This window comes from Gemmata sp., assembly GCF_051859125.1.
GTDB lineage: Bacteria > Planctomycetota > Planctomycetia > Gemmatales > Gemmataceae > Gemmata.
In genome coordinates, this window is the sequence record NZ_JBHYGG010000047.1 from 1 (window position 1) to 19,602 (window position 19,602).

Annotated in this window: 19 protein-coding genes and 1 tRNA gene; 8 read left to right on the forward strand and 12 right to left on the reverse strand. The window is 68.9% G+C overall.

The window, feature by feature from the left end:
- Nucleotides 1-1,052: 1,052 nt before the first annotated feature.
- A complete protein-coding gene (locus tag ACTIGN_RS06195; RefSeq protein ID WP_439621940.1) occupies nucleotides 1,053-1,820 on the reverse strand; it encodes a hypothetical protein in 768 nt (255 codons plus the stop codon).
- A gap of 295 nt (nucleotides 1,821-2,115) precedes the next feature.
- A complete protein-coding gene (locus tag ACTIGN_RS06200) occupies nucleotides 2,116-2,355 on the reverse strand; it encodes a hypothetical protein (RefSeq protein ID WP_439621941.1) in 240 nt (79 codons plus the stop codon).
- A 185-nt stretch (nucleotides 2,356-2,540) separates the two neighbouring features.
- On the opposite strand from ACTIGN_RS06200, the gene ACTIGN_RS06205 reads away from it, so the two are divergent.
- On the forward strand, nucleotides 2,541-3,272 hold the full coding sequence (locus ACTIGN_RS06205; protein ID WP_439621942.1) for a hypothetical protein: 732 nt from the start codon (nucleotides 2,541-2,543) through the stop codon (nucleotides 3,270-3,272).
- On the forward strand, nucleotides 3,269-4,021 hold the full coding sequence (locus ACTIGN_RS06210; RefSeq protein WP_439621943.1) for a hypothetical protein: 753 nt from the start codon (nucleotides 3,269-3,271) through the stop codon (nucleotides 4,019-4,021). The genes ACTIGN_RS06205 and ACTIGN_RS06210 overlap by 4 nt, the downstream gene beginning before the upstream one ends.
- Here the strand turns inward: ACTIGN_RS06210 and ACTIGN_RS06215 are convergent.
- From ACTIGN_RS06215 to ACTIGN_RS06230, 4 genes are all read right to left on the reverse strand, one after another.
- The gene (locus ACTIGN_RS06215; RefSeq protein ID WP_439621944.1) at nucleotides 3,999-4,871 is read right to left on the reverse strand and encodes an alpha/beta fold hydrolase; all 873 of its coding nucleotides are present in this window, start codon (nucleotides 4,869-4,871) and stop codon (nucleotides 3,999-4,001) included. The genes ACTIGN_RS06210 and ACTIGN_RS06215 overlap by 23 nt on opposite strands.
- Before the next feature lie 28 nt (nucleotides 4,872-4,899).
- Nucleotides 4,900-5,274, reverse strand: coding sequence for a hypothetical protein (locus ACTIGN_RS06220; RefSeq protein ID WP_439621945.1), 375 nt, complete (start codon nucleotides 5,272-5,274; stop codon nucleotides 4,900-4,902).
- A 458-nt stretch (nucleotides 5,275-5,732) separates the two neighbouring features.
- Entirely contained in the window at nucleotides 5,733-6,206 is a 474-nt protein-coding gene (locus tag ACTIGN_RS06225) for a hypothetical protein (protein ID WP_439621946.1), read from the reverse strand.
- Complete coding sequence (locus ACTIGN_RS06230) at nucleotides 6,207-6,341, reverse strand: hypothetical protein (protein ID WP_439621947.1); 135 nt, start codon at nucleotides 6,339-6,341, stop codon at nucleotides 6,207-6,209.
- A 304-nt stretch (nucleotides 6,342-6,645) separates the two neighbouring features.
- On the opposite strand from ACTIGN_RS06230, the gene ACTIGN_RS06235 reads away from it, so the two are divergent.
- A complete protein-coding gene (locus tag ACTIGN_RS06235) occupies nucleotides 6,646-6,906 on the forward strand; it encodes a helix-turn-helix domain-containing protein (RefSeq protein ID WP_439621948.1) in 261 nt (86 codons plus the stop codon).
- Here the strand turns inward: ACTIGN_RS06235 and ACTIGN_RS06240 are convergent.
- The 3 genes from ACTIGN_RS06240 to ACTIGN_RS06250 form a co-directional block, all read right to left on the reverse strand.
- The gene (locus ACTIGN_RS06240) at nucleotides 6,872-7,978 is read right to left on the reverse strand and encodes a tyrosine-type recombinase/integrase (RefSeq protein ID WP_439621949.1); all 1,107 of its coding nucleotides are present in this window, start codon (nucleotides 7,976-7,978) and stop codon (nucleotides 6,872-6,874) included. The genes ACTIGN_RS06235 and ACTIGN_RS06240 overlap by 35 nt on opposite strands.
- Nucleotides 7,979-8,137: 159 nt before the next feature.
- A tRNA-Phe gene (locus tag ACTIGN_RS06245) sits at nucleotides 8,138-8,210 on the reverse strand.
- Nucleotides 8,211-8,280: 70 nt separating this feature from the next.
- On the reverse strand, nucleotides 8,281-8,727 hold the full coding sequence (locus tag ACTIGN_RS06250) for a hypothetical protein (protein WP_439621950.1): 447 nt from the start codon (nucleotides 8,725-8,727) through the stop codon (nucleotides 8,281-8,283).
- A gap of 90 nt (nucleotides 8,728-8,817) precedes the next feature.
- On the opposite strand from ACTIGN_RS06250, the gene ACTIGN_RS06255 reads away from it, so the two are divergent.
- The 3 genes from ACTIGN_RS06255 (at nucleotide 8,818) to rfbA (ending at nucleotide 11,537) form a co-directional block, all read left to right on the forward strand.
- Nucleotides 8,818-9,468 carry a hypothetical protein gene (locus ACTIGN_RS06255; RefSeq protein ID WP_439621951.1) on the forward strand — a complete coding sequence of 217 codons (651 nt, stop codon included), beginning with the start codon at nucleotides 8,818-8,820 and terminating at the stop codon, nucleotides 9,466-9,468.
- A 106-nt stretch (nucleotides 9,469-9,574) separates the two neighbouring features.
- Complete coding sequence (gene rfbB / locus ACTIGN_RS06260) at nucleotides 9,575-10,585, forward strand: dTDP-glucose 4,6-dehydratase (RefSeq protein WP_439621952.1); 1,011 nt, start codon at nucleotides 9,575-9,577, stop codon at nucleotides 10,583-10,585.
- Nucleotides 10,586-10,652: 67 nt separating this feature from the next.
- Nucleotides 10,653-11,537 (forward strand): glucose-1-phosphate thymidylyltransferase RfbA, encoded by an 885-nt coding sequence (gene rfbA, locus ACTIGN_RS06265; protein ID WP_439621953.1) that lies wholly within the window; start codon nucleotides 10,653-10,655, stop codon nucleotides 11,535-11,537.
- Between the two features lie 40 nt (nucleotides 11,538-11,577).
- Here rfbA and ACTIGN_RS06270 read toward each other — a convergent pair whose 3' ends face one another.
- The gene (locus ACTIGN_RS06270; protein ID WP_439621954.1) at nucleotides 11,578-12,186 is read right to left on the reverse strand and encodes a hypothetical protein; all 609 of its coding nucleotides are present in this window, start codon (nucleotides 12,184-12,186) and stop codon (nucleotides 11,578-11,580) included.
- Between the two features lie 18 nt (nucleotides 12,187-12,204).
- The gene (locus ACTIGN_RS06275; RefSeq protein ID WP_439621955.1) at nucleotides 12,205-13,272 is read right to left on the reverse strand and encodes an NAD(P)/FAD-dependent oxidoreductase; all 1,068 of its coding nucleotides are present in this window, start codon (nucleotides 13,270-13,272) and stop codon (nucleotides 12,205-12,207) included.
- A 233-nt stretch (nucleotides 13,273-13,505) separates the two neighbouring features.
- Here ACTIGN_RS06275 and argA point away from each other — a divergent pair, with 233 nt between their 5' ends.
- A complete protein-coding gene (argA, locus tag ACTIGN_RS06280) occupies nucleotides 13,506-14,789 on the forward strand; it encodes an amino-acid N-acetyltransferase (RefSeq protein ID WP_439621956.1) in 1,284 nt (427 codons plus the stop codon).
- A gap of 45 nt (nucleotides 14,790-14,834) precedes the next feature.
- Here argA and ACTIGN_RS06285 read toward each other — a convergent pair whose 3' ends face one another.
- Entirely contained in the window at nucleotides 14,835-17,990 is a 3,156-nt protein-coding gene (locus ACTIGN_RS06285; protein WP_439621957.1) for a YCF48-related protein, read from the reverse strand.
- Between the two features lie 315 nt (nucleotides 17,991-18,305).
- Between ACTIGN_RS06285 and amrB the strand changes: the two genes are divergently transcribed.
- Complete coding sequence (gene amrB / locus ACTIGN_RS06290; protein WP_439621958.1) at nucleotides 18,306-19,529, forward strand: AmmeMemoRadiSam system protein B; 1,224 nt, start codon at nucleotides 18,306-18,308, stop codon at nucleotides 19,527-19,529.
- Nucleotides 19,530-19,602 lie beyond the last annotated feature (73 nt).

Genomic DNA, 19,602 nt, shown 5'->3' on the forward strand with positions numbered 1-19,602 from the left:
GAACGCTGTCATGTCTCCCTCGCGTCACACGTCGACCGTGCCCGCCGCACACGCCCTCTCGCCCCGCGGCATGCCCCTGCGACCGGGTCGGGCGGCTTCGCCCCGGTCGTGCGGGACGGCGGGCGCGGGGTCCTGGTACCCGCCGGTGCCGGGGTGCGGAACCGAGCACGCGAGCGTCCAAGGCGACCGATTCCACAAAATCATTATACAGAACACCGCCGCACCGAAATACGTTGACACTGGCATTTTGTCGGCGAGCCCGGGGAGGCAAAGCCCTGGCAGGGGCGTCACCGATCAGGGGCATGGGTTCCCGTACGTAACGTGGCCGCGATGATGCCCGCGTGCTGCGTAGCGGACCATATCTTGTTGGGGACATCATACCCGCCGAGCCGAGGCTTGGGTCGGTCGTTGCGGCGGTGGCGCGGCCCGGCACCCGCCTTGCGAGCCGGTCAACGCGGGTGCTTCAGTGTACCGAATTGCTGATATTTCACGAGAATTCTTGCGGCACGAGGCGGCGGCCGCTCCGGCGGGGCGCGAGTGCCGACCGGTGCGGCTGTGGAGTGTCGCGCTCGGCACGCTCGAATAAATCCCATTCGCCTACTGGCCGTCGGCCGAGACCAGTCAGTCGCCGTTCGCCCACTTTGAGGGAGCGAATCGGCGCACTTGATTTAGCCTTGTATTAGCCTTGAACAAGGCTAATTTGATACGCCAAAAAGTGGCCGTTCATAGGGGTTTCCCGGTGCCGTGTTGTGCTCCCGGGCGTCGAAACGGACGCAGGAGCGCGACCGGAACCTTTGCCGCCAGGACCCGACCTCGCGGACCAGGGTCGCCCCGTGCGAGCCACACCCTGCGGGCAGCAGGAACCAAAGCCAGCCCTTACCGAGGGGACGTAGCACGGGACCACACCCCACCTAACCCAGTCACACATCCCCTCCACACCACACCACGACCAACAAGTCTATGTAAGTGCCAAGAGGTGAACTTAACGCCTTGTGGGTTCGCAATTTAGGATCGCGCACGATCTTCACCCGGTTCCCCGCCCGCCGGGCGCCTCAACAGTCCTTGAGCGACGGGGCGACGCCCAGGTCCGCGAAGACGCGGCTCAAGGCCTCGCGGAGGAACCGGCGGCTGTCCTCGCCGACGGTGTAGATCGCGTGGTGGCGGGTCCAGACGGGGGCGTCGGGCCGCTCCTTGAAGACGATCTTGAGCACCCGGTGCATGATGTTGCTCTCCAGGTTCTGGAGCAGGTGCGCGACCCGCTTGTGCGTCTCGTGCGAGTAGTCCCGGCCCTCCCGCCGGGCGTGCCCGGGCGTGACGCGCTTCAGCGCCCGGAGCACCCGGAAGACACCCGGGAACCGCCCGGCGATCGTCCTCTCCAGCGGGGACCTCCTGCGGTTCCGGTCCATGACGAGGACCAGCACGGTCCGCTTCAGGCGGTCCCGCGTCACCCCCTCCACGCCCCACTCCGCCGGGTCGTAGATCCGCCCGGAAACGCACGACACCAGGAACGCTCGGACGTCGGCCGGCACCTTGGCGCGGTCCTTGAGGCTGTTCCAGTACCGGCGGGCGTAGGGGTTCCCGGACTCGGGGAACGTCGCCCGCACCATCCGCTCCGGCACCGACGGGTCCCGGTACCACCACACGGCCAGCAGGTACGCGCAGACCATCTGCATCGCGCCGACGTCGACGCCGATGATGGCCCGGCCGTGGGAGCGCAGCAGCGGACGCAGGGAGCGTGGGAAGCTCGTGAACGGCGTGTGGATGCGGCCGAACCGGTCCCGCCTGAACCACCCGTCCCCGGCCGCCCACCGGCGAACCATGGACGCGGTGCTCGTGTGGTAGTCGGCGGTGCGTTTCTCCAAGGACTGGGCGACGCCCCGGGCCGACCGCCGCGTTCTCTGCGGGACCAGGTCCGCACAGGCCGGGAGGATCGCGCTCGCGTCCAGGGCGGTGCCGAGACGCTCGTGCCACTCCCGCAAGTTTTGGACGGTACGGTCCAGGCCGCCGCGGTACTTCGCGTCGAGCCTGGCGATCTGTCGGTTGATCCGGTGGAGGCGGCCCGCGCCACGGGACTGGGGACGGTTGGGCCGGAGTACGTAGCGTTCTTCAGGAGGCCTACGCCCGGGCGTTGTCGCCGCCCCCCGCCTGGCCCCGGATCAGCCCCTCGGCCAGCAGGCGGCGGACCGCGGCCCGGGGAACCAGCCGCCGCCCGGTCGTCGTGCTCCACGGCAGCAGACCCGCGCCCATCAGCTCGTAGGCCTTGGTGCGGTAAATCCCAAATTCTGTCTCCAGACCCTCAATGGTCACGGACCCTGCCGAGAACAAATCCTCGCCGGCCGCGGTGGCGTCACTCATGGAGTGGACCTCGTCGGGCCTCTTGATTACGGGTCGTTCCATGGGGTCGATCGTCGTGAATTCGCCGGCGTCCGCTTGAATCCGCACGGCCCGATATGTACCATAGGGCCGACCGGATCCTAAATCAAATCGGGTACCGTTTTATTTTATGAACCGTCGCCATACACGCTCAAGGAGAGCAAGCGATGCGGCTGTGGGAGATCGTCCTGGTGGACGACACGAGCCTCGACCTGACCGCCCCCGGCGTGTACCAGGCCTGGCTCCTCGACTTACACCGGTCGGGGGGCAGCACCGAGTCCGAGAACAGCACCCGAAGCCTAGCGGGCCGTCCCCTCGGGGTCGCCCCGGCATCTCCGAAGGTGATCTCCGGCTGGGGCTCGCTCTGGCGGCCCGAGATCGCCCTGATGTGGGAGCAGGGCATCAGGACCTTCCGCTTCGCGGTGTGGCAATCGAAGAAGGAGGGCGCCCGACCGTTCGCGATCCCGCGTGACATCGCCACCGACGTCTGGAACGACTACCTCGCCACGGTCCGGGTGGTCGCGGCCCCCGGCCCGGGACACGCCCTCGCGTACCACCTCACGACCGCCCCCCGCGACTTGGTGTTCGCGGCGGAGGCGTCCGCGGGAGGGGCAGCCTTCAAGCCGCAACAGCGGGAACTCACAACCCGGATTGACATCTTCCTGGCCCGCGTCTTCCGCTCGCTCATGCCTGAGTTTCGCGACGACCACTTCTGCGGTTCGTGCAAGCAACCCGTGGCGTCCGAGACGCCGAAGGGCCGCGAGAGCCGGGCGGCCGTGTGCTCGCACTGCGCGCTACAGAAGTGGAAGGTGAACAAGGGCGTCGAGGGCGTCCGGGCCGTCTGGCGGCGCTCCAAAGCGAAGGCCAAAGACGACACGAAGACCGAGCGAGGTGAGTGAGGTCCGAGGGCGACGCTGAGGCAGGGAGAGACACCGTGGGGCTGAGGGATGACGATGATGACGACTTCGTCTTCGTCAAGCGAGAGACGGCAGGTGACGACGACTTGTCGCCAGGCGACCCCGCGCGCGTGGGTATCCGTTCAGCGTTCGACTTGCAGCGGGGCGACCGGGTGATCATCTGCTCGCGCGTGTCTGGTGAACGGCAGCTGCGGGGGAACAATCTCCGACGCGAGACGCTCGGCCTCGCGGCTCGGTGCGCCTACCGTGGCCTTCGCGTCGTCGGTCTGGTCGAACTCGTCGGCCCGGCCTGGACGCCCGGGCTGTGGGCGGGCGCTGCGGAACGCGCGAGTGACCAGGGCGCGGTCCTGGTCGCGTGGGACGTGACCCGGTTCGCTCGGGACGCTCGCCGGCCTCGCGACCTGCCCACCGATGAGGCTCTCGTCCGGTTCCGACACGATGTGGGTGAGGTGGGCGCGTTCACAGTGGTCGACCCCGCAGCAGATCAGCGCGAGATCGACCGCCAGGAGTACCAGCGAGGGGTCGGTCCTGGCTTGAAGGAGTCTGAAGTTTCTCTCGGGCTTATGGGCGCGGGTTGCTCGGTCTCCCTGGTGGCCCGGATCGTGGGGGTGGACAGGAGGAGCGTTTATCGGTTTCGAGAGCGATCGGCGTTGGGCCCACCGCGACGGCCAGCAGTCTCCCGGGCCGCTGGCCGCTCGTCTTCTCAGGTCACTTCTTCGCCAGCCCCTTGAGCACGTCGCCGAGCTTCTCGTTGAACTCCTTCGGCTTCTCCAGCATCGGGTAGTGCCCGACGTCCGCGATCGTGACCGCGTCGAAGTCGGCGTACTTCTTGTTCGTCTCGACTGCCGTCGGGGTGAAGAACGGGAACCCGCCGGCCGAGTTGACGCACCGCACCGGCACCCCGGCCTCCTTGAACGCCTTCTTCTGGTCGAGGGCGAACAGGTCCTTGATCAGCGCGATCTGGACCGCCGGGTCGCGGCTCGCCGCCTTCTCCCCGATCCAGTCCTTCAGCTTCGCGTCGCACTTCTCGGGCAGTAGCCCGGCGGCCATCCCGCCCACCGTCCCCTTGAAGTCCTTCTCCAGACCGGCGGTCAGCGACTTGACCACGTCTTCGGGTCGCTTGAACTCGGCATCCTGAAGGGTGTCCACCCCGACCACGGCGACGACCGTGCCCGGCAGCTTCTTGGCAGCGAGGAGCGCGACCGACCCGCCCATCGAGTGGCCGATCAGGACCACCCGCTTGAGCTTCAGATCCTTGACCACGGATTCGACGTCGCCCGCGAGTGCCTCGACCGTCCAGGTCTCGCGGTCCTTGCCCGATGCCCCGTGCCCGGCCTGATCGACGGTGACGACCGTGTAGTCGGTAGCAAATGCATCAGCTTGGTTCTTCCAGTATTCCCGGTCGCCGCCCCAGCCGTGCAGGAACACGAGGGCCGTGTCGCCCTTGCCGCGGACGTCGTAGGCGATGCTCAGCCCGTCGCCGGCCTTGACTCTCTTCTTGACCGGCTCGTCGCCCAGGGCGGCCGACGAAAGGATCGTGCAGGCGAGTAACGCCGAAATGGCAGTGAGTCGAACGTTCATGAAAAGCTCCTTCGGGCGAAGGGGGATATTATCTGCGCCGGATCAAGAACGTCGCTGTCGGTAATGGGAAGCACGAGGTGTGGCGGTCGTCGGGCCTGAAAAGCAGGTCGCTGCGGCCCATCAGGAACGCGCCGTACGGCTCGGCCCTCTTGATGAACTCGGGGAGGAGAGTGATCGCCACCGTACTGTCGATGTAAGTCTTCAAGGGGTCCGGAGCGGTGGAATCGACGCCCGAAAGGGAACACCCGACCCCGTAGGTCAGCAGGACGGTGTGTGACCCAGTCGCCGACAAGCACCGCGCAATATCGGCGGCCTCATGTTCGCTATCGTTGGCGGTGAACGCAAGCGCGACAGTAGCTGTGACCCACCGCCTTTTGGTCTCGACGATGGGGACCACTTTCATCGCTCATGCCTCAACGCCGTGGCAGTTTTGACCGATTATCCGGCTACCCCTCCTCCCCCCTCACCTGGGATGATTCACGTGGTCAAGGTGCTGGGATGGCCCGCACGAATTTCTTGGGTCCCTGTGTGCCCGTGGCGTCACTTGCAGCGTGTGATTCGGGGAGTTCCCATGGGTGCTTGTGTCACAGGGCACAGGCGTACAGAAGGATGGCCTTCAAATTAGCCTTTTCGCCTTGCATTTCCAGTACAAGGCTAATTTGCCGTCGGCATCTTGGCGCATGCCCGAGCGAGTTCCCCGGGCGGCGTTCGACGCTTGGATTACCCTGATAAAGCCTCTTCTCAGAGTTGGAGCCGGCGGCTTTTCAAAGTGAGCGCAACCCACGATGCCGAACACAGACCGGCGTGCGAATCAGGTCATCAACCGTGGGTGATCTGATTGGTCGTCGCTCCACGTCAGTCTCACAAGCGGTGCAAGTCGAGCCGGGGCCGCTCACGCGACTTGTTCGACTCGTTGCTCGGCCGGTTCCGACCGCAACCACGCCTGAACCGCACGCTCACAGGAAGTCGGCGGTAATGCGATCCAGGTCGAACGGCGTGATCCCCCTGATCGACCGCGAACACCGTTTCGGCCGACCCGACGTTCGACACCGCGTGCCCGCGGGCGCGGACGTGCAAGTCGACCAGGGTACCGAGGTCGGTCTTCCGCAGCCCAGTCATCGCCCGCAGCATCAGCGACACACCGCCGATGTTGTTGTGGACGTTGTTGGGGAACCGCGGGTGGGCTTCGAGCGCGATGTCGGCCCAGACGACCTCGCGGCCGGCCAGGTCGAAGACGGCCGGCAGGCAGAGCCGGGTGTCCGACGCCACGTCCACCTTGTCGATCACGGTCTTCGGCTCGAACACCTCGCCGGACGCCGGCTGCGAGCGCGCCATCTAGCCGGCGAAGCACTCGGGCAGGTCGCAGTACGGCTGGTTCGTGAAGCTGTTCAGGCACATGACGACGTACCGCACCCCCTTCTCGGTGCACTCCGCGATCGCAGCAGCAACATCCGGGACGCACGACCTCACAACTCCAGCACATCGCACTTGTTCCGAAATATAAAAAACTTCTATTCCATTTCGGACTTGAGGGAACTAGGGTGCCCGATGACACGAAGGTTCGCCCGCGCACCGGCGGCTTCGGGCGACGGGTGCCCCTGCGCTCCATCCCGATCGACCGCCGGACCATTCCTCGCAACGGATTCACACCGATGCACCTACCCGACGCAGAACCGAGTGAGGCTCCGAACACCCTGCTCGCTACGGTCCTGGGCCTGTGCATTTACCTCTGGCTGTGCCAGCCACGGAGGGCCATTTCATTCGAGGTGATGTCGTGAACCCGAGCGATCCGCTCCAGCCACCGGCGTGGTACGCGGAGCACTACCCCGTGAGCCTGAGCACGCTGTACAGCGCCTGTCAGGACGGTCTCCTCGCCCACTACCGCATTCCCGCGAAGAAGGGGAAGCGAGGGAAGTACCTCATCAAGCTCAGTGATTTTATAACGTGGCTGGAGAGCTATCGGCACGAGGCGGGGGAGTCCGTTCCCCAGGCCCCGAAGGTCAAGCCGCAGGCTTTCGATCACCTGAAGCTCTGAGAAGTTCCTCGCGGAGGAAGTCGGCCCGGTCGCCGACGTGTGAGTAGACGCGGGACAGCATAACGGCATCGACGTGCCCGAGAAGCGCGGACACCGTGACGTGATCGCACCCGGCCTCAAGAAGCCGCGTTGCGTAGCTATGGCGAATCGACGTGAGGGCGTACTTCACGCCGAGCTTCTTTTCCAGCCGGAAGAACCGGCAGTTGAAGTTCTGGGCGTCCCATGGGTTTCCGTCCGCGTTGCGGAAAATCGGCCCGTCGGGCACCCGTTCGACGAGCGGCTTCACGATCTCCTCGGCCCGGGCGGTGAGATAGATGAGCCGCCACCGCTTCTTCCCCTTGGCCTGCCGAGGGGGCAGTTCGAAGCGGCCGCGGTCGGGCTTGTAGTGGGAGGCGTCGAGCAGCCGCAGCTCCTGCACGCGGCAGCCGGTCTCCCAGGAGAACTCCAGGACCTCGCGGAAGGCGGCGTCCTTCACGTGGCCGAGGAGCGTATCGAACTCCGCCCGGTTGAGCACCTGCTCCCGCCGCTTTGCTGCGGGCTTCTCGACGTGGCGGATGGGGGAGCGGTCGAGCAGCCCCTGTTGCTCGGCCCACCGAAACGCCCGCTGGACGGCGATAATTGCCCCGCGGCAGTGGTTCGGTCCCCACAGCCGCTTGCCCGGCCGCTTCCGACGGTTCGCGTCCACCCACTCGGTGACGTGGATCGGGGCGAGGTCCGAAGCGGGCATCGTCTTCGGCGAGAGCGCCTGCGACTTCAGGTGATCGCAGAAGTGCTGGATGTGGTTGCGGGACCACTCGTACGTCCGTTCCGTGCGGTTGAGCTGGCACCAGGCCAGGAACCGCTCGAGGACGGAGCCGACGGTCAGGATACTCGGTTTCGGGGGTGGGGCGGCGGGTGCCGCCATGAGCTTGTAGAAGGCGTCCTGGATGGACGCCGGGACGACCCACTTACCCTTGCGCTTCTTCGGGGGCGTGTCGTCGGGGTGTTCGCCGAGGACGTGACGCTGGCCGTCAATAACGACGGCCCAGCAGCGGCGGCGTTCCCAATACCAGGGGGATGCTGAACGTGCCACGGTTGGACTCCCAGAGGGTTGGAAGCACGGCTTCCCTCCGGGGTGGCTGGCCCCCGTCCCGTTGCTGCGGGGCGGGGGTTTACCATTCCGTATCACGATTCCGTATCAAGCAGTCCTGTAGCAATCGGGGCCTCTCGCGAAACCCCTTGTTTTCCAGAGTGGGCAGTCCCGGGGTTGAACCGGGGACCTAGCGATTTTCAGTCGCTCGCTCTACCAACTGAGCTAACTGCCCTGACCTCAGATTTTATAGGGGCCTCCGGCGGGGGCGTCAACGGGTGCCGCCGCAAAGGCGGTCGGGCGGCTCACCCAACCGGCGCGGCGCGCGTCAGGAGCGGCGGCTTGCCCATCCGCGCCCGCAGCCGGTTCACCCCGCCGAGCACCCCGCGGCGCTGCAACAGCCACATCTCCGCACGGTGCTTGCCCGGCAAGTCCACCAGCATCACGCCCATCAGGATCGTCAGCACGCCCTGCCCCGGTACGCCCGGCAGCGACAGCACGATTCCCAGAGCGATCAGCGCCCAACCGCACACGTTCCGGACGACCGCCAGCAGCACCCGCGCCGCCGGGTGCCGTGCGATCGGCCCGCGGGCCGCCGGGTTGACGAAGTAGTCGGCCGGCAGCCGCGACAGCGCGTACCCGATCACCACCACGCTCACCGCGGCCGAGGCCATCGCGAGCGCCACCGTCGCCGCCGCGACGTGCCACCCGGTCCACCCCGCGGGCAACAGATTCTGAAGCCACTCGGGCATTGCTCCACCTCCTCCGCGCCGCGGGGGCAACTCCCGCGGCGCGGTCCGGGCGTATTCTATCCCCGTTCGCGACCCACCGGAGCGCACCGAATGCCCGAACCCGAAACCGAAGTGGTCCTGTGCCCGGCGTGCAAGCACGCGCTGCGGGTGCCGCTCGACTGGCTCGGCACGTCGGTCCAGTGCCCCGAGTGCAAGGCCACGTTCCGCGCCCCGGCCCGCGACGGCTCGGGCGGCCTCACCGACGCCGTGCTCCTCTCCCGACCGAACGCGCACCGGCCCGCCGCTCGCAAGCCCCTCGACGCGATGCTCCTGCTCCCGGCGTTCGGGCTCATGCTCCTGGGCACCGCGGGCGTGATCGTCAACGCGGGCACCGCGTACCAGTTGTTCGCGGACCCGCCGGCGGTGGCAAAAGCTCTCCAGAACCAACTGAGCGAGATGCGGAAGTTCGGCGTCGGGCAGGACGACCCCGAGGCCGACCGCGACCGGCTCGACGCCGAGCGCGCCGCGAAATTGGTCCGGGGTTTGCTGTGGGGGCTCCCGGTGTTCGCGGTCGTGAGCGGGGTCGCGTTCCTGGGCGGGCTCTCTATCGCGACGCGGTGGAACCACCGGGTGGCGCAACTCGGGTGCCTGGCGGCCTCTCTGAACGTCCCGCACCTGTGCTGCGTGCCCGGGGCGGTCGTCGGGTTGTGGGCGCTGCTCATGCTGAGTTCGGACGAGGGGCGGGCGCACTTCGAGAAGTAGGCGGCGGTCCGCCGGGAGCCGGACGCCCCTGACCGGGCGGGATCGGGGCGTTTGCAACAGCGTGTGGTTTCGGTACACTGGCCGCGTTACGGAAGCAGGGGGTCGCATGGCGCGTGTTCTGGTCACCGGCGGGGCCGGGTTCATCGGGTCGAACTTCGTCCGGCTCCTGCTAACGACCGACCCGGCCGTCGAGGTGGTGAACTTCGACTGCCTCACCTACGCCGGGAACCTCGCGAACCTCGCCGACGTCGCCGACAACCCCCGGCACGCGTTCGTGCGCGGCGACATCACCGACCGCGAGCAGGTCCGGGCCGCGATGCGGGGCGTCACCGACGTCATCCACTTCGCCGCCGAGAGCCACGTCGACCGCAGCATCCAGGACAGCGGCCCGTTCGTCCGCACCAACGTGACCGGCACGCAGATCCTGCTCGACGCGGCCCGCGAGGCGAAGGTGTCGAAGTACGTGCAGGTCAGCACCGACGAGGTGTACGGCAGCCTCGGGGCGACCGGCCTGTTCACCGAGGAGACCCCGCTCCAGCCGAACAGCCCGTACTCGGCGAGCAAGGCCGGGGCCGACCTGCTCGTGCGGGCGTACCACCACACGTTCGGGCTCCCGGCCGTCACCACCCGGTGCTCGAACAACTACGGCCCGTACCAGTTCCCCGAGAAGCTGATCCCGCTGTTCGTGTCGAACCTGCTCGCGGACGAGTCGGTGCCCGTCTACGGCGACGGGATGCAGATCCGCGACTGGATCCACGTCCTCGACCACTGCCGCGGCGTCGAGGCCGCGTGGCGCGAGGGCATGCCCGGCGAGGTGTACAACTTCGGCGGCCGGTGCGAGATGCCGAACATCGAGCTGACGAAGCTCCTGCTCAAGCTGCTCGGCAAGCCCGACTCGCTGATCCGCTACGTCAAGGACCGCCCGGGTCACGACCGCCGGTACGCGATCGACTGCTCCAAGGCCGAGCGCGACCTCGGCTGGACCCCGCGGGTGCCGTTCGACCGCGGGCTCGCCGAGACGATCGACTGGTACCGGGCGAACGCCGCGTGGGTCGCCGAGATCAAGAGCGGCGCGTACCGCGAGTACTACGAGAAGCAGTACGGCAAGCTGGCGTAGTCACGAGATCTCTGGCCGCGGCGGCCGCCCCGTCGGACGGCCGACACGACCCACACGGAGCCGACCGATGAAGGCGATCCTCCTGGCCGGCGGCAGCGGCAGCCGGCTGTACCCGCTCACCCGGTCGGTGAGCAAGCAGCTCCTGCCGGTGTACGACAAGCCGGTCATCTACTACCCGCTGTCCGTGCTCATGCTGGCCGGCATCCGGGACGTGCTTGTGATCAGCACCCCCCGCGACACCCCCCGCATCGAGGAGCTGCTCGGCGACGGGGCCCGGCTCGGGATGCGGCTCCAGTACAAGGTGCAGCCGGAGCCGGGGGGGATCGCCCAGGCGTTCGTCCTCGGCGCCGAGTTCGTCGGCACCGAACCGGTCTGCCTGGTGCTCGGCGACAACATTTTCTTCGGCCACGACCTGATGCCGCTTCTGGTGGACTCGGCCGGGCTGACGCGCGGGGCCCGGGTGTTCGCCTACCACGTCAACGACCCGGAGCGGTTCGGGGTGGTGGAGTTCGACCGCCAGTTCCGGGCGCTCAGTTTGGAGGAGAAGCCGGCCAAGCCGCGGTCGAACTGGGCCGTCACCGGGCTGTACTTCTACGACGGCCGGGTGGTCGAGATCGCGAAGGGGCTGAAGCCGTCGGCCCGGGGCGAGCTGGAGATCACGGACGTCAACCTGCACTACCTGCGGGAAGGGACCCTCACCGTCAGCCCGCTCGGCCGGGGGGTGGCGTGGCTCGACGCCGGCACGTTTGACTCGCTGCTGTCGTCGTCCCAGTTCGTGCGGACACTGGAGGAGCGGCAGGGGCTGAAGATCGCGTGCATCGAGGAGATCGCGCTGCTGAAGCGGTTCATCAACCTGGACCAGTTCGCCGCACTCGCGGGCGGGTGCGCGAAGACCGAGTACGGCCAGTACCTGGCCCGCGTCCTCAAGGAGCACCAGGCGGCCGGCGGGTGAGCGTGGTGCCGAAACTCCAAGGAGCCGCCGTTCTGACGGGTCACGCGGCCGCGGCCGGTCGCCCCGTGGCCGCGATGGCGCAGAACACGGCGAGCAGGCCGCTCAAGTCGTTGACGTACCGCCGGACCGTATCGTACCCGGCGACCGAACCATCGAGCCGCAAGAACTGCCAGTCCTCACCAGTCGTCACGCACCCGAACACGCGGGCGTGCTGGCCGGCCCGTTCGTTAAACGTCTGCGCCCCGACCATCTGGGCCAGGCACTGACCGACTCCGCCCTCGATGTCCCCGCGCTTCGCCTCGAGCACGATCATCACGGGGGCGCGAACGACCGGCACCGCGTCCTGCCGGCTCAGGACGAAGTCGCACTCGCCGGTCAGGCCCCGGGCGGGGTCCACGTCCATTCGCTGCCCCGAGAAGATCGCGAACGACCGGCCCGCGGCCTCGCGTGCGGCGAGGAGGATCGGGGCGATCAGCAACTCGGACCGGGCCTTCTCCGTGAGGAGCGCCAGCTCGCGCCCGCGGGCCAGGTGGTCCGGGAGCCACGCCGGAACCTGGACCGGCGCGAGGTCGGGGAACAATTCGATCGGGCGGACCATCACCCCCAGCCGGGACTCGGCGAGCGCGAGGTCGAAGTCGGTGTACGGCATGGGGAGCCTCGGTTCGGGTCACACCAGCCCATGATGGCCCAGGAACCGCTCGGCGTCCAGCGCGGCCATGCACCCGGTGCCGGCGGCCGAGATCGCCTGCTTGTAGTAGTCGTCGGCCACGTCGCCGGCCGCGAACACGCCCTCGACGCTGGTGTACGTCCGCCCCAGCGTCGTCCACTTGATGTACCCGGTCGGGTGCAGCTCCACCTGCCCGCCCAGGAACGACGTGTTCGGCGTGTGCCCGATCGCCAGGAAGAGCCCCGCGGCCGGCACCTCGACCTTCTCGCCGGTCTTGTTGCTCTTGATCCGCACCGCGGTCACGCCCTTCTTGTCCTCGCCGAGCACCTCGTCCACCTCGGTGTGCCACCGGATGTTGATCTTCGGGTTCGACTTCGCCCGGTCCTGCATCACCTTGCTGGCCCGCAGCGCGTCGCGGCGCACGAGCAGTTGCACGTCGGTGGCGAACTTCGTCAGGTACGACGCCTCCTCGACGGCCGAGTCGCCGCCGCCGACGACCACGATCGACTTGTTGCGGAACCGCGGCAGCGCGCCGTCGCACACGGCGCACGCCGACACGCCCCGGTTCTTGTAGGCGTCCTCGCTCGGGAGCCCGAGGTAGTTCGCCCGCGCGCCGGTCGCGATGACGAGCGAGTGCGCCTCGGTCGTCTGGCCGTCGTGCGTGGTCAGCGCGAACGGCCGCTTCAACAGGTCCAGCTTCACCACGTCCTTCGACTCGATCCGCGTGCCCGACTGCACCGCCTGCTGCCGCATCAGCGCCATCAGTTCCGGGCCGTTGATGCCGTGCGTCGGCTGCGGCCGGCTGTCGTCCTGCACCCAGTACGGCTGGTCCTCTTCCTTCAGGGCCGTTTTGAGGTACTGCCGGGTGTCGCCGCTGGGCCACGACGGGAAGTTCTCGACCTCGGTGGTGAGGGCGAGTTGCCCCAGCGGGAGCGTCCCGTTCTCCTGGTTCTTCCGGTCGTTCGGGTTCCCCTGGAACACGAGCGGGTTCAGGTTGGCGCGGCCGGCGTAGATCGCGGCCGTCCACGCGGCGGGGCCGGAGCCGATGATGATGACGTTTTCGGGCATGGTTCTGTCGGGAGTGTTGAGTGTTGGGAGCGTTTGGTGTTGTATGGGGTCCGGCGTGGCCGCACCCGCCGTGGCGTCGCCCCGCTCCGCGTTGCCCATATTCTAGCTACACAGTCGGCGGTGCGCGGATCGGTGCTTCAATGGTAAGCAATCGGCCGCCGGCCGGGCCGGGTGCCGAAGTCGGCCGCGGCGCGACCCGGCCGACCCTCACAACACTCCCAACACGCAGGCCGATGAACGAGCGCCTCACCCACTTCCGCGAGATCCTGCGGTACGTCCCCCGGTTCCGCGACCGGGTGTTCGTCATCGCCGTCGACGGGGCGGTCGTCGAGGACGACAACTTCCCGAACCTGCTGCTCGACATCGCGCTGCTGCGGAGCCTGAGCATCCGGGTCGTGCTGGTCCACGGGGCGGCGCACCAGGTCCGCAGGGCCGCCGAACTCATCGGGCTCGTCCCGTCGGACCTCGACGGCACCGGGATCACGGACAAGGACACGCTCCAGGTGGCGATCAGCGCCGCCAACCGGGTCACCCACGAGATCCTCGAGGGGCTCTCGGCCAACGACCTCCGGGGCGCGTGCCCCAACGCGCTCGTCGCGCACCCGGCCGGCATCCTCGGCGGCGTCGACCACCTGTTCACCGGCAAGGTCGAGCGGGTGGACGTGGGCCTGCTCGGCACGCTCCTCGAGCACGACATCGTCCCCGTGATCCCGCCCGTGGGCATCAACGGCACCGGCAACTCGTTCCGGCTGAACTCCGACGCGGTCGCGGTCGAGGTCGCGAAGGCGCTGCGGGCGGTCAAGCTCGTGTACCTGAACACCGAGGGCGGCGTCCCCGGGCCGGGCGGGGTCGTGCGGCAGATGACCGTGCAGGAGGCCGAGGCGTTCCTGAAGCGGCACAAGGGCGACCTGGCCCGCGAGAGCGGCACGAAACTCGCCCACGCCGTCCGGGCGTGCAAGGAGGGGGTCGAGCGGGTCCACATCATCGACGGCCGCGAGCAGGAGGGGCTGCTCGGCGAGGTGTTCTCGAACGAGGGCATCGGCACCCTGGTCTACGCCAACGAGTACCAGTCGATCCGCCAGGCGCAGAAGAAGGACGTGCGGGCCGTGTTCGGGCTCATCCAGCAGGGCGTCGAGAACGACGAACTGGTGAAGCGGAAGCGGGTGGACCTGGAGCGGGTGATCGGCGACTACTTCGTGTTCGAGGTGGACCGCAACCCGGTCGCCTGCGCGGCGCTGCACGTGTACCCCGAGCAGAACATGGGCGAGCTGGCGAGCCTGTTCGTCGACGACCGGTACGAGAACCAGGGGATCGGCGGGAAGCTGATCCGGTACGCCGAGACCCTGGCCCGGTCGAAGGGGCTGGCGACGCTGTTCTGCCTCTCGACCCAGGCCGTGCCGTACTTCGTCCACCGCGGGTTCGCGGCCGGCACGCCGGACCAGTTGCCCCCGGGCCGCCGCGAGAAGTACGAGCTGAGCGGCCGCAAGTCGGCCGTACTGGTCAAGCAGTTGGTGTGAGGGGCGGCGGAGCGGTAGCGCGAGCCCCGCCCCGCCCGCCAGGTCTCACTTCCGGTCGGCGCGGAACTCGAGCAGGCCCATGCCCTCGGGCCGCGGGGCGTCGGCGGCCGGGCCGTTCCAGGTCTGCACCCCCTTGCCCGGCACCACCCGCGTGACGTTCGCGGCCCACATCTTCCCGTGCGACGGCTTCTCGCCGGCCAGTTCGGTGAGCGGGATCGCGAGTTCCGCGGTCCAGCCCGTGTCGGTCGAGTGGAACGCCGCGAAGTACTTCGGGTTCCACGTCCGGTCGCCCCAGCAGTCCTCGGCCAGGCACCCGCGGTGGTCGACCTGGAACCGGTAGTACGTCTGGTAGTCGCGGTCGAGGTCGAGCATCACGTCCACGCGGTCGCGGCCGGTCATGTCGGCGTCGCGGGTCCGCTTCTCGACGGGTGGTACCTTCATCCCGGCGGGGTGCTGGCACGACACGGTGACGTACAGGAAGTTCTCGTCGTAGGCGAACCGGGCCTCGGTCTTGAAGTCCTTCGCGAACGCCTTCTTCTCGTCGGCCCGTTCGTCGTCGGTGGCGACCGGCGCGAGAGCGAGGGCCTTCGAGTCCTGCCAACAGGCGTCGTCGGCCCGGCCGTCGAGCAGCGGCCGCGTCTCGGTGTTGCGGCAGGTGCCGAGGTGCTTGGGCGGCACGCCGATGAGGCTGCGGTCCGTCATCCACAGCTCGGCGGCGAGGCAGTCGCGCCACGGGTCGGTGCCGGGCTGCGAGGTGGCGGCCCCGGGGGTGTTCTTGAAGTAGTCGCGGACGAACGTCACCGCGTCGGCGTGGCGGCCGACCTGCCGGCGGGCGGCGAGGAAGCACAGCCACGACGCCGGGTCGCGCGAGTACACCGGCCCGAGCGCGAGGAGCTTGGGCTCCAGGTCGAGGCACGACTGGTGCCACTTCAGGACCGCCTCGGGGCTGTACACCCGGTACACGTCCTCCTGCACCACTGGCGCGGCGGCGTTCGACCCGCCGGCCGGCGTCACCTTGTTACCGGCCCCCGGGAGCGCCTCGAACGACACGTTCTTGACGAGCAGCTTCTGCTGGATCTCGGTGCGGCGGCGGGCCTCGGTGCTGGCGTGGTAGCGGACGAGCCAGCGGTACCCCTCGATGGCGAGCGGGTGCCCGGGGTACTGCGTGGCGAGCAGCCCGTACACCTCGCGGGCCTCGGCCCACTTGCCCTCGCGGGCGAACCGCGTTCCGACCGCGAACGCGGTGCGGGCGGCCGTGTCGTCGGGCATCTTCTTCAGCTCGACGCCGAGCAGCCCCATGACCTTGTCGGCCCCGGCGAACTCCGGGTCACTCACCGTGGCGAGCGCCTCGAGCCGCCGCCGCGACTGCGACGCCTTCTTTTTCTCTTCCATGCCGACCGGGTCCAGGCGCACCTCGGTTTCGGGCCGGCGGGCCGCGCCGCCCCACGCGAGCGTCACGCCCTGCATCAGCGCGGCGTGCGTGTCGGCCCCTTCGAGCCGGTGCGCGACCAGCGCGAAGCACCGGCGGTCGCTGCTCGCTGCGTCGTCGGCCAGAATACGAATAGCCGGCTCGGCGTAGTCCTTCGGCGAGTCGGCCAGCGCCGCGGAGTAGATCGACTGGTCGAGCAGCACCTGCTGCTTCTTGGCCGGGTGCGCCAGGGCGTACAGCTTCTTCGCGGCCCACGGCTTCAGGCCGAGCGTGGTGATCTGCTCGGGGAACGCCTCCGGGTCCGCGGCCTTGGCGAACGCCTCCTTGGCGGTGTGCAGCGCGAGCGCGTCGGCGGCCGGTCCGTCGACATCGACCATGTCCGCGAGGATCACTTCCGGCTGCCACATGCGGATCGCGCACACGGTCTGCCGCAGCAGTTGCTCGGCCGCCCTCCCGCCGTGCCGCCGGTCCCAGGTCGCCATGAGTTCGCGGGGCGGGAGCCCGGCGGCGTGCGCCGCGACGGGGAACGCCCAGTTCACGTCGCCGGCCGCGCCGCCCGCGAGCCGCATCGCACTGCGCAACCGGGCCGCGTCGCCGGCGCGCTTCGGGTCGGCGGTCGCGCTGTCGGCACACATCATGCCGACGGCCGCGCAGAAGTAGCCCTCGCCGAGGCCGAGCGTCGAGACCACGTCGAGCGGCACGGCCCGGTGCGAGGCGGTGAGGCACAGCACCGCGGCCCGCTGGCCGCCGGCCCGCTGCGTCGCCCACGTCTTGCCGCCGTCGGTGGTGCCGAAGATGCACCCGAGGTCGCCGGTCATCCAGCCGACCTTGTCGGTGAGGAAGTACACGCCGTTGATCGGCACCTTCACCTCGGTCTTCTGCACCTCCCACGTCTTCCCGGCGTCGCCGCTGTGCAGCACGAACCCGCCCGGCTTGCCGGCGACCCAGACGTGCGGGCCGAAGCACGCGACCGCCCGGAAGTCGCACGCCGCGAGCGCCGCGGGGGGCAGGCCGAGGTTCACGAAGCCCCACGTCTTCCCGCCGTCGGTGCTGGAGAGCACGGCCCCGCCGTCGCCGGCCGCGTAGGCCGTCGCGCCGGTGAGCCCGGCCGACCCCGAGATGGCGACCGCATGCAGCGACCGCCCGGCGAGCGGGTCGAGTTCCGCCTCGCGGTACGTCCCCTCCGCGTTGACCACCCCGACGTGGCTCCACGCCCCCGCGACGACGCCCGTCCGCACGCCGGGGAAGAAATCGACCCCGCGGCACGACGGGAGCTTCGCGCCGGTGACCGGCCGCCACGTCTTCCCGGCGTCGGCGGTGGTGAACATGCCGCTCGGGAACGCGTCGCTGCCGTCGCCGCACAGGAACCCGTTCTTCTCGTCGAAGAACCGCACCGCGTTGAGGCCGGGCAGCACGTTCATGCCGACCTCCTCCCACGAGATGCCGCCGTCGGTGGTGCGGAGCATGACGCCGACCGACCCGGCCCCGCACGGCGACTCGACGCGGCCGACGGCCCACCCGGTGTACGGGGTGAGGAAGTGGACGCCGCGGAGGCTCGCCCGGGTGCCGGTCTTCTGGCGCTCCCAGGCCTTGCCGCCGTCGATGGAGTGCCACACGACGCCGTCGTCGCCGACGGCCCACCCCTCGCTCGCGTCGATGAACTGCACGGCGTGAACGCCCGCGTCGGCGAACGGCACGGCGGGCTGTGCGGTGGCGTGGGTACTGACGGCGATGAGGACCGCCGCCGCGACCGGGAACCGGAGGTGTCGCATGCCTTCTCCTCGATGTCCGACGACTGCGCCCGGGGGACTGGGCGCGCCCTCAGACCCGGGGTCATAGGCAATCCCGGCAAGAAGTACCAGCCGAGTTTCGCGGGTGCGTCCCGGTAGAGATTTTGGCGAGCGGGGGACGTCAGTCCCCCGGTGTCCTACCAATTGCGGTCCTACCGGGGGACTGACGTCCCCCGCTCGCCTTCAAGCCCAGACTCTCAAGCGAACCGTCCCAACTCCCGAGGCCACACACTTCTCCCCCCGCTGACGGCGAATTACAATCGGGTGGTGCCCCCCTCTGCCGCTCGGGTCCCGCACATGCCAACCGACGACCGCCCCAGGCTCCGCGACAACCTCGGGGCCGAGCCGCACGACGACGGGAACTTCGTCATCTACGACCCGCTGCGGGTCGGCCGGCCGGTCGTGCTGTCGCCGCTCGCCGCCGCGATCGCCCAGCGGTTCGACGGCGACGCCACCGTGCCCGAGATCGTCGCGGCGCTGAACGCGCAGTTCGCCAACGCGGAGGTGAGCGTCGAAGCAGTCGCGGGGCTCGTCGCGGCGCTCGACGACGCCTCGCTGCTCGACTCGCCGAAGCTCCGGGCGCGCTTCGAGGGACCGGTCCGCACGCCCGTGTGCTTCGACATGGACGCCGACCCGGCACCGCTGCGGGCGCAGCTCACCGAGCTGTTCACCGCACCCGGCGGGGCGGGGATGCCCGAAGACCGCCGGGGTCAACCCGGCGGCTCGAAAGGTAAGCGCGACAAATTGCGGGCAGTGCTCGCGCCGCACATGGACTACGGCCGCGGCAACGTCACCTACGGCCACGCCTTCGCCGAGCTGATCCGCCACACCGACGCGCGGGTGTTCGTGATCGTCGCCACGTCGCACTACTCGGGGCACCGGTTCACGCTCACCCGCCAGAACTTCGCCACGCCGCTCGGGGTGGTCGAGACCGACCAGGACTACGTCACCCGCATCGTGGACCACTACGGCGGGGGACTGTTCGACGACCCGTTCGCGCACGTCCCCGAGCACTCGATCGAACTCGAAGCGGTGCTGCTCCAGTTCCTGCTCGCGGGCCGCCGGCCGTTCAAGATCGTCCCGCTCCTCACCGGCTCGCTCGGCGACCACGTCCGCAAGAAGTCCGACCCGGCGACCGGCGGCGACCTGTCGCGAATGGTCGCGGCGCTGCGGGCCGCCGAGGCCGCGTGCAGTGAGCCGGTGTGCTACCTCATCAGCGGCGACCTCGCGCACATCGGGCCGAAGTTCGGCGACAAGCGAAAGGCCGAAGGCCCGTGGCTCGTCGAGAGCCGCGAGAGGGACGCCGCGATCCTGAAGGCGCTCGAATCGGCGAGCGCGAGCGCGTTCTTCAACGAGGTCGCGGCCGAGCAAGACAAGCGGCGCATCTGCGGTTTGACGCCGACGTGGCTGACACTTGAGTTGACGAAGCCGCGGACCGGGAAGGTGCTGCACTACCAGCAGTTCGTTCACCCGCAGGGCAAGGAGAGCGTGAGCTTCGCAGCCGCCGCGTTCTACGGCTGACACCGAATCCGGCTGGTGCGTACCGGTCCGAGCCCGAGCGCCGAGCGAGGGGCAGCGGGGCCCCTCGCTCGGC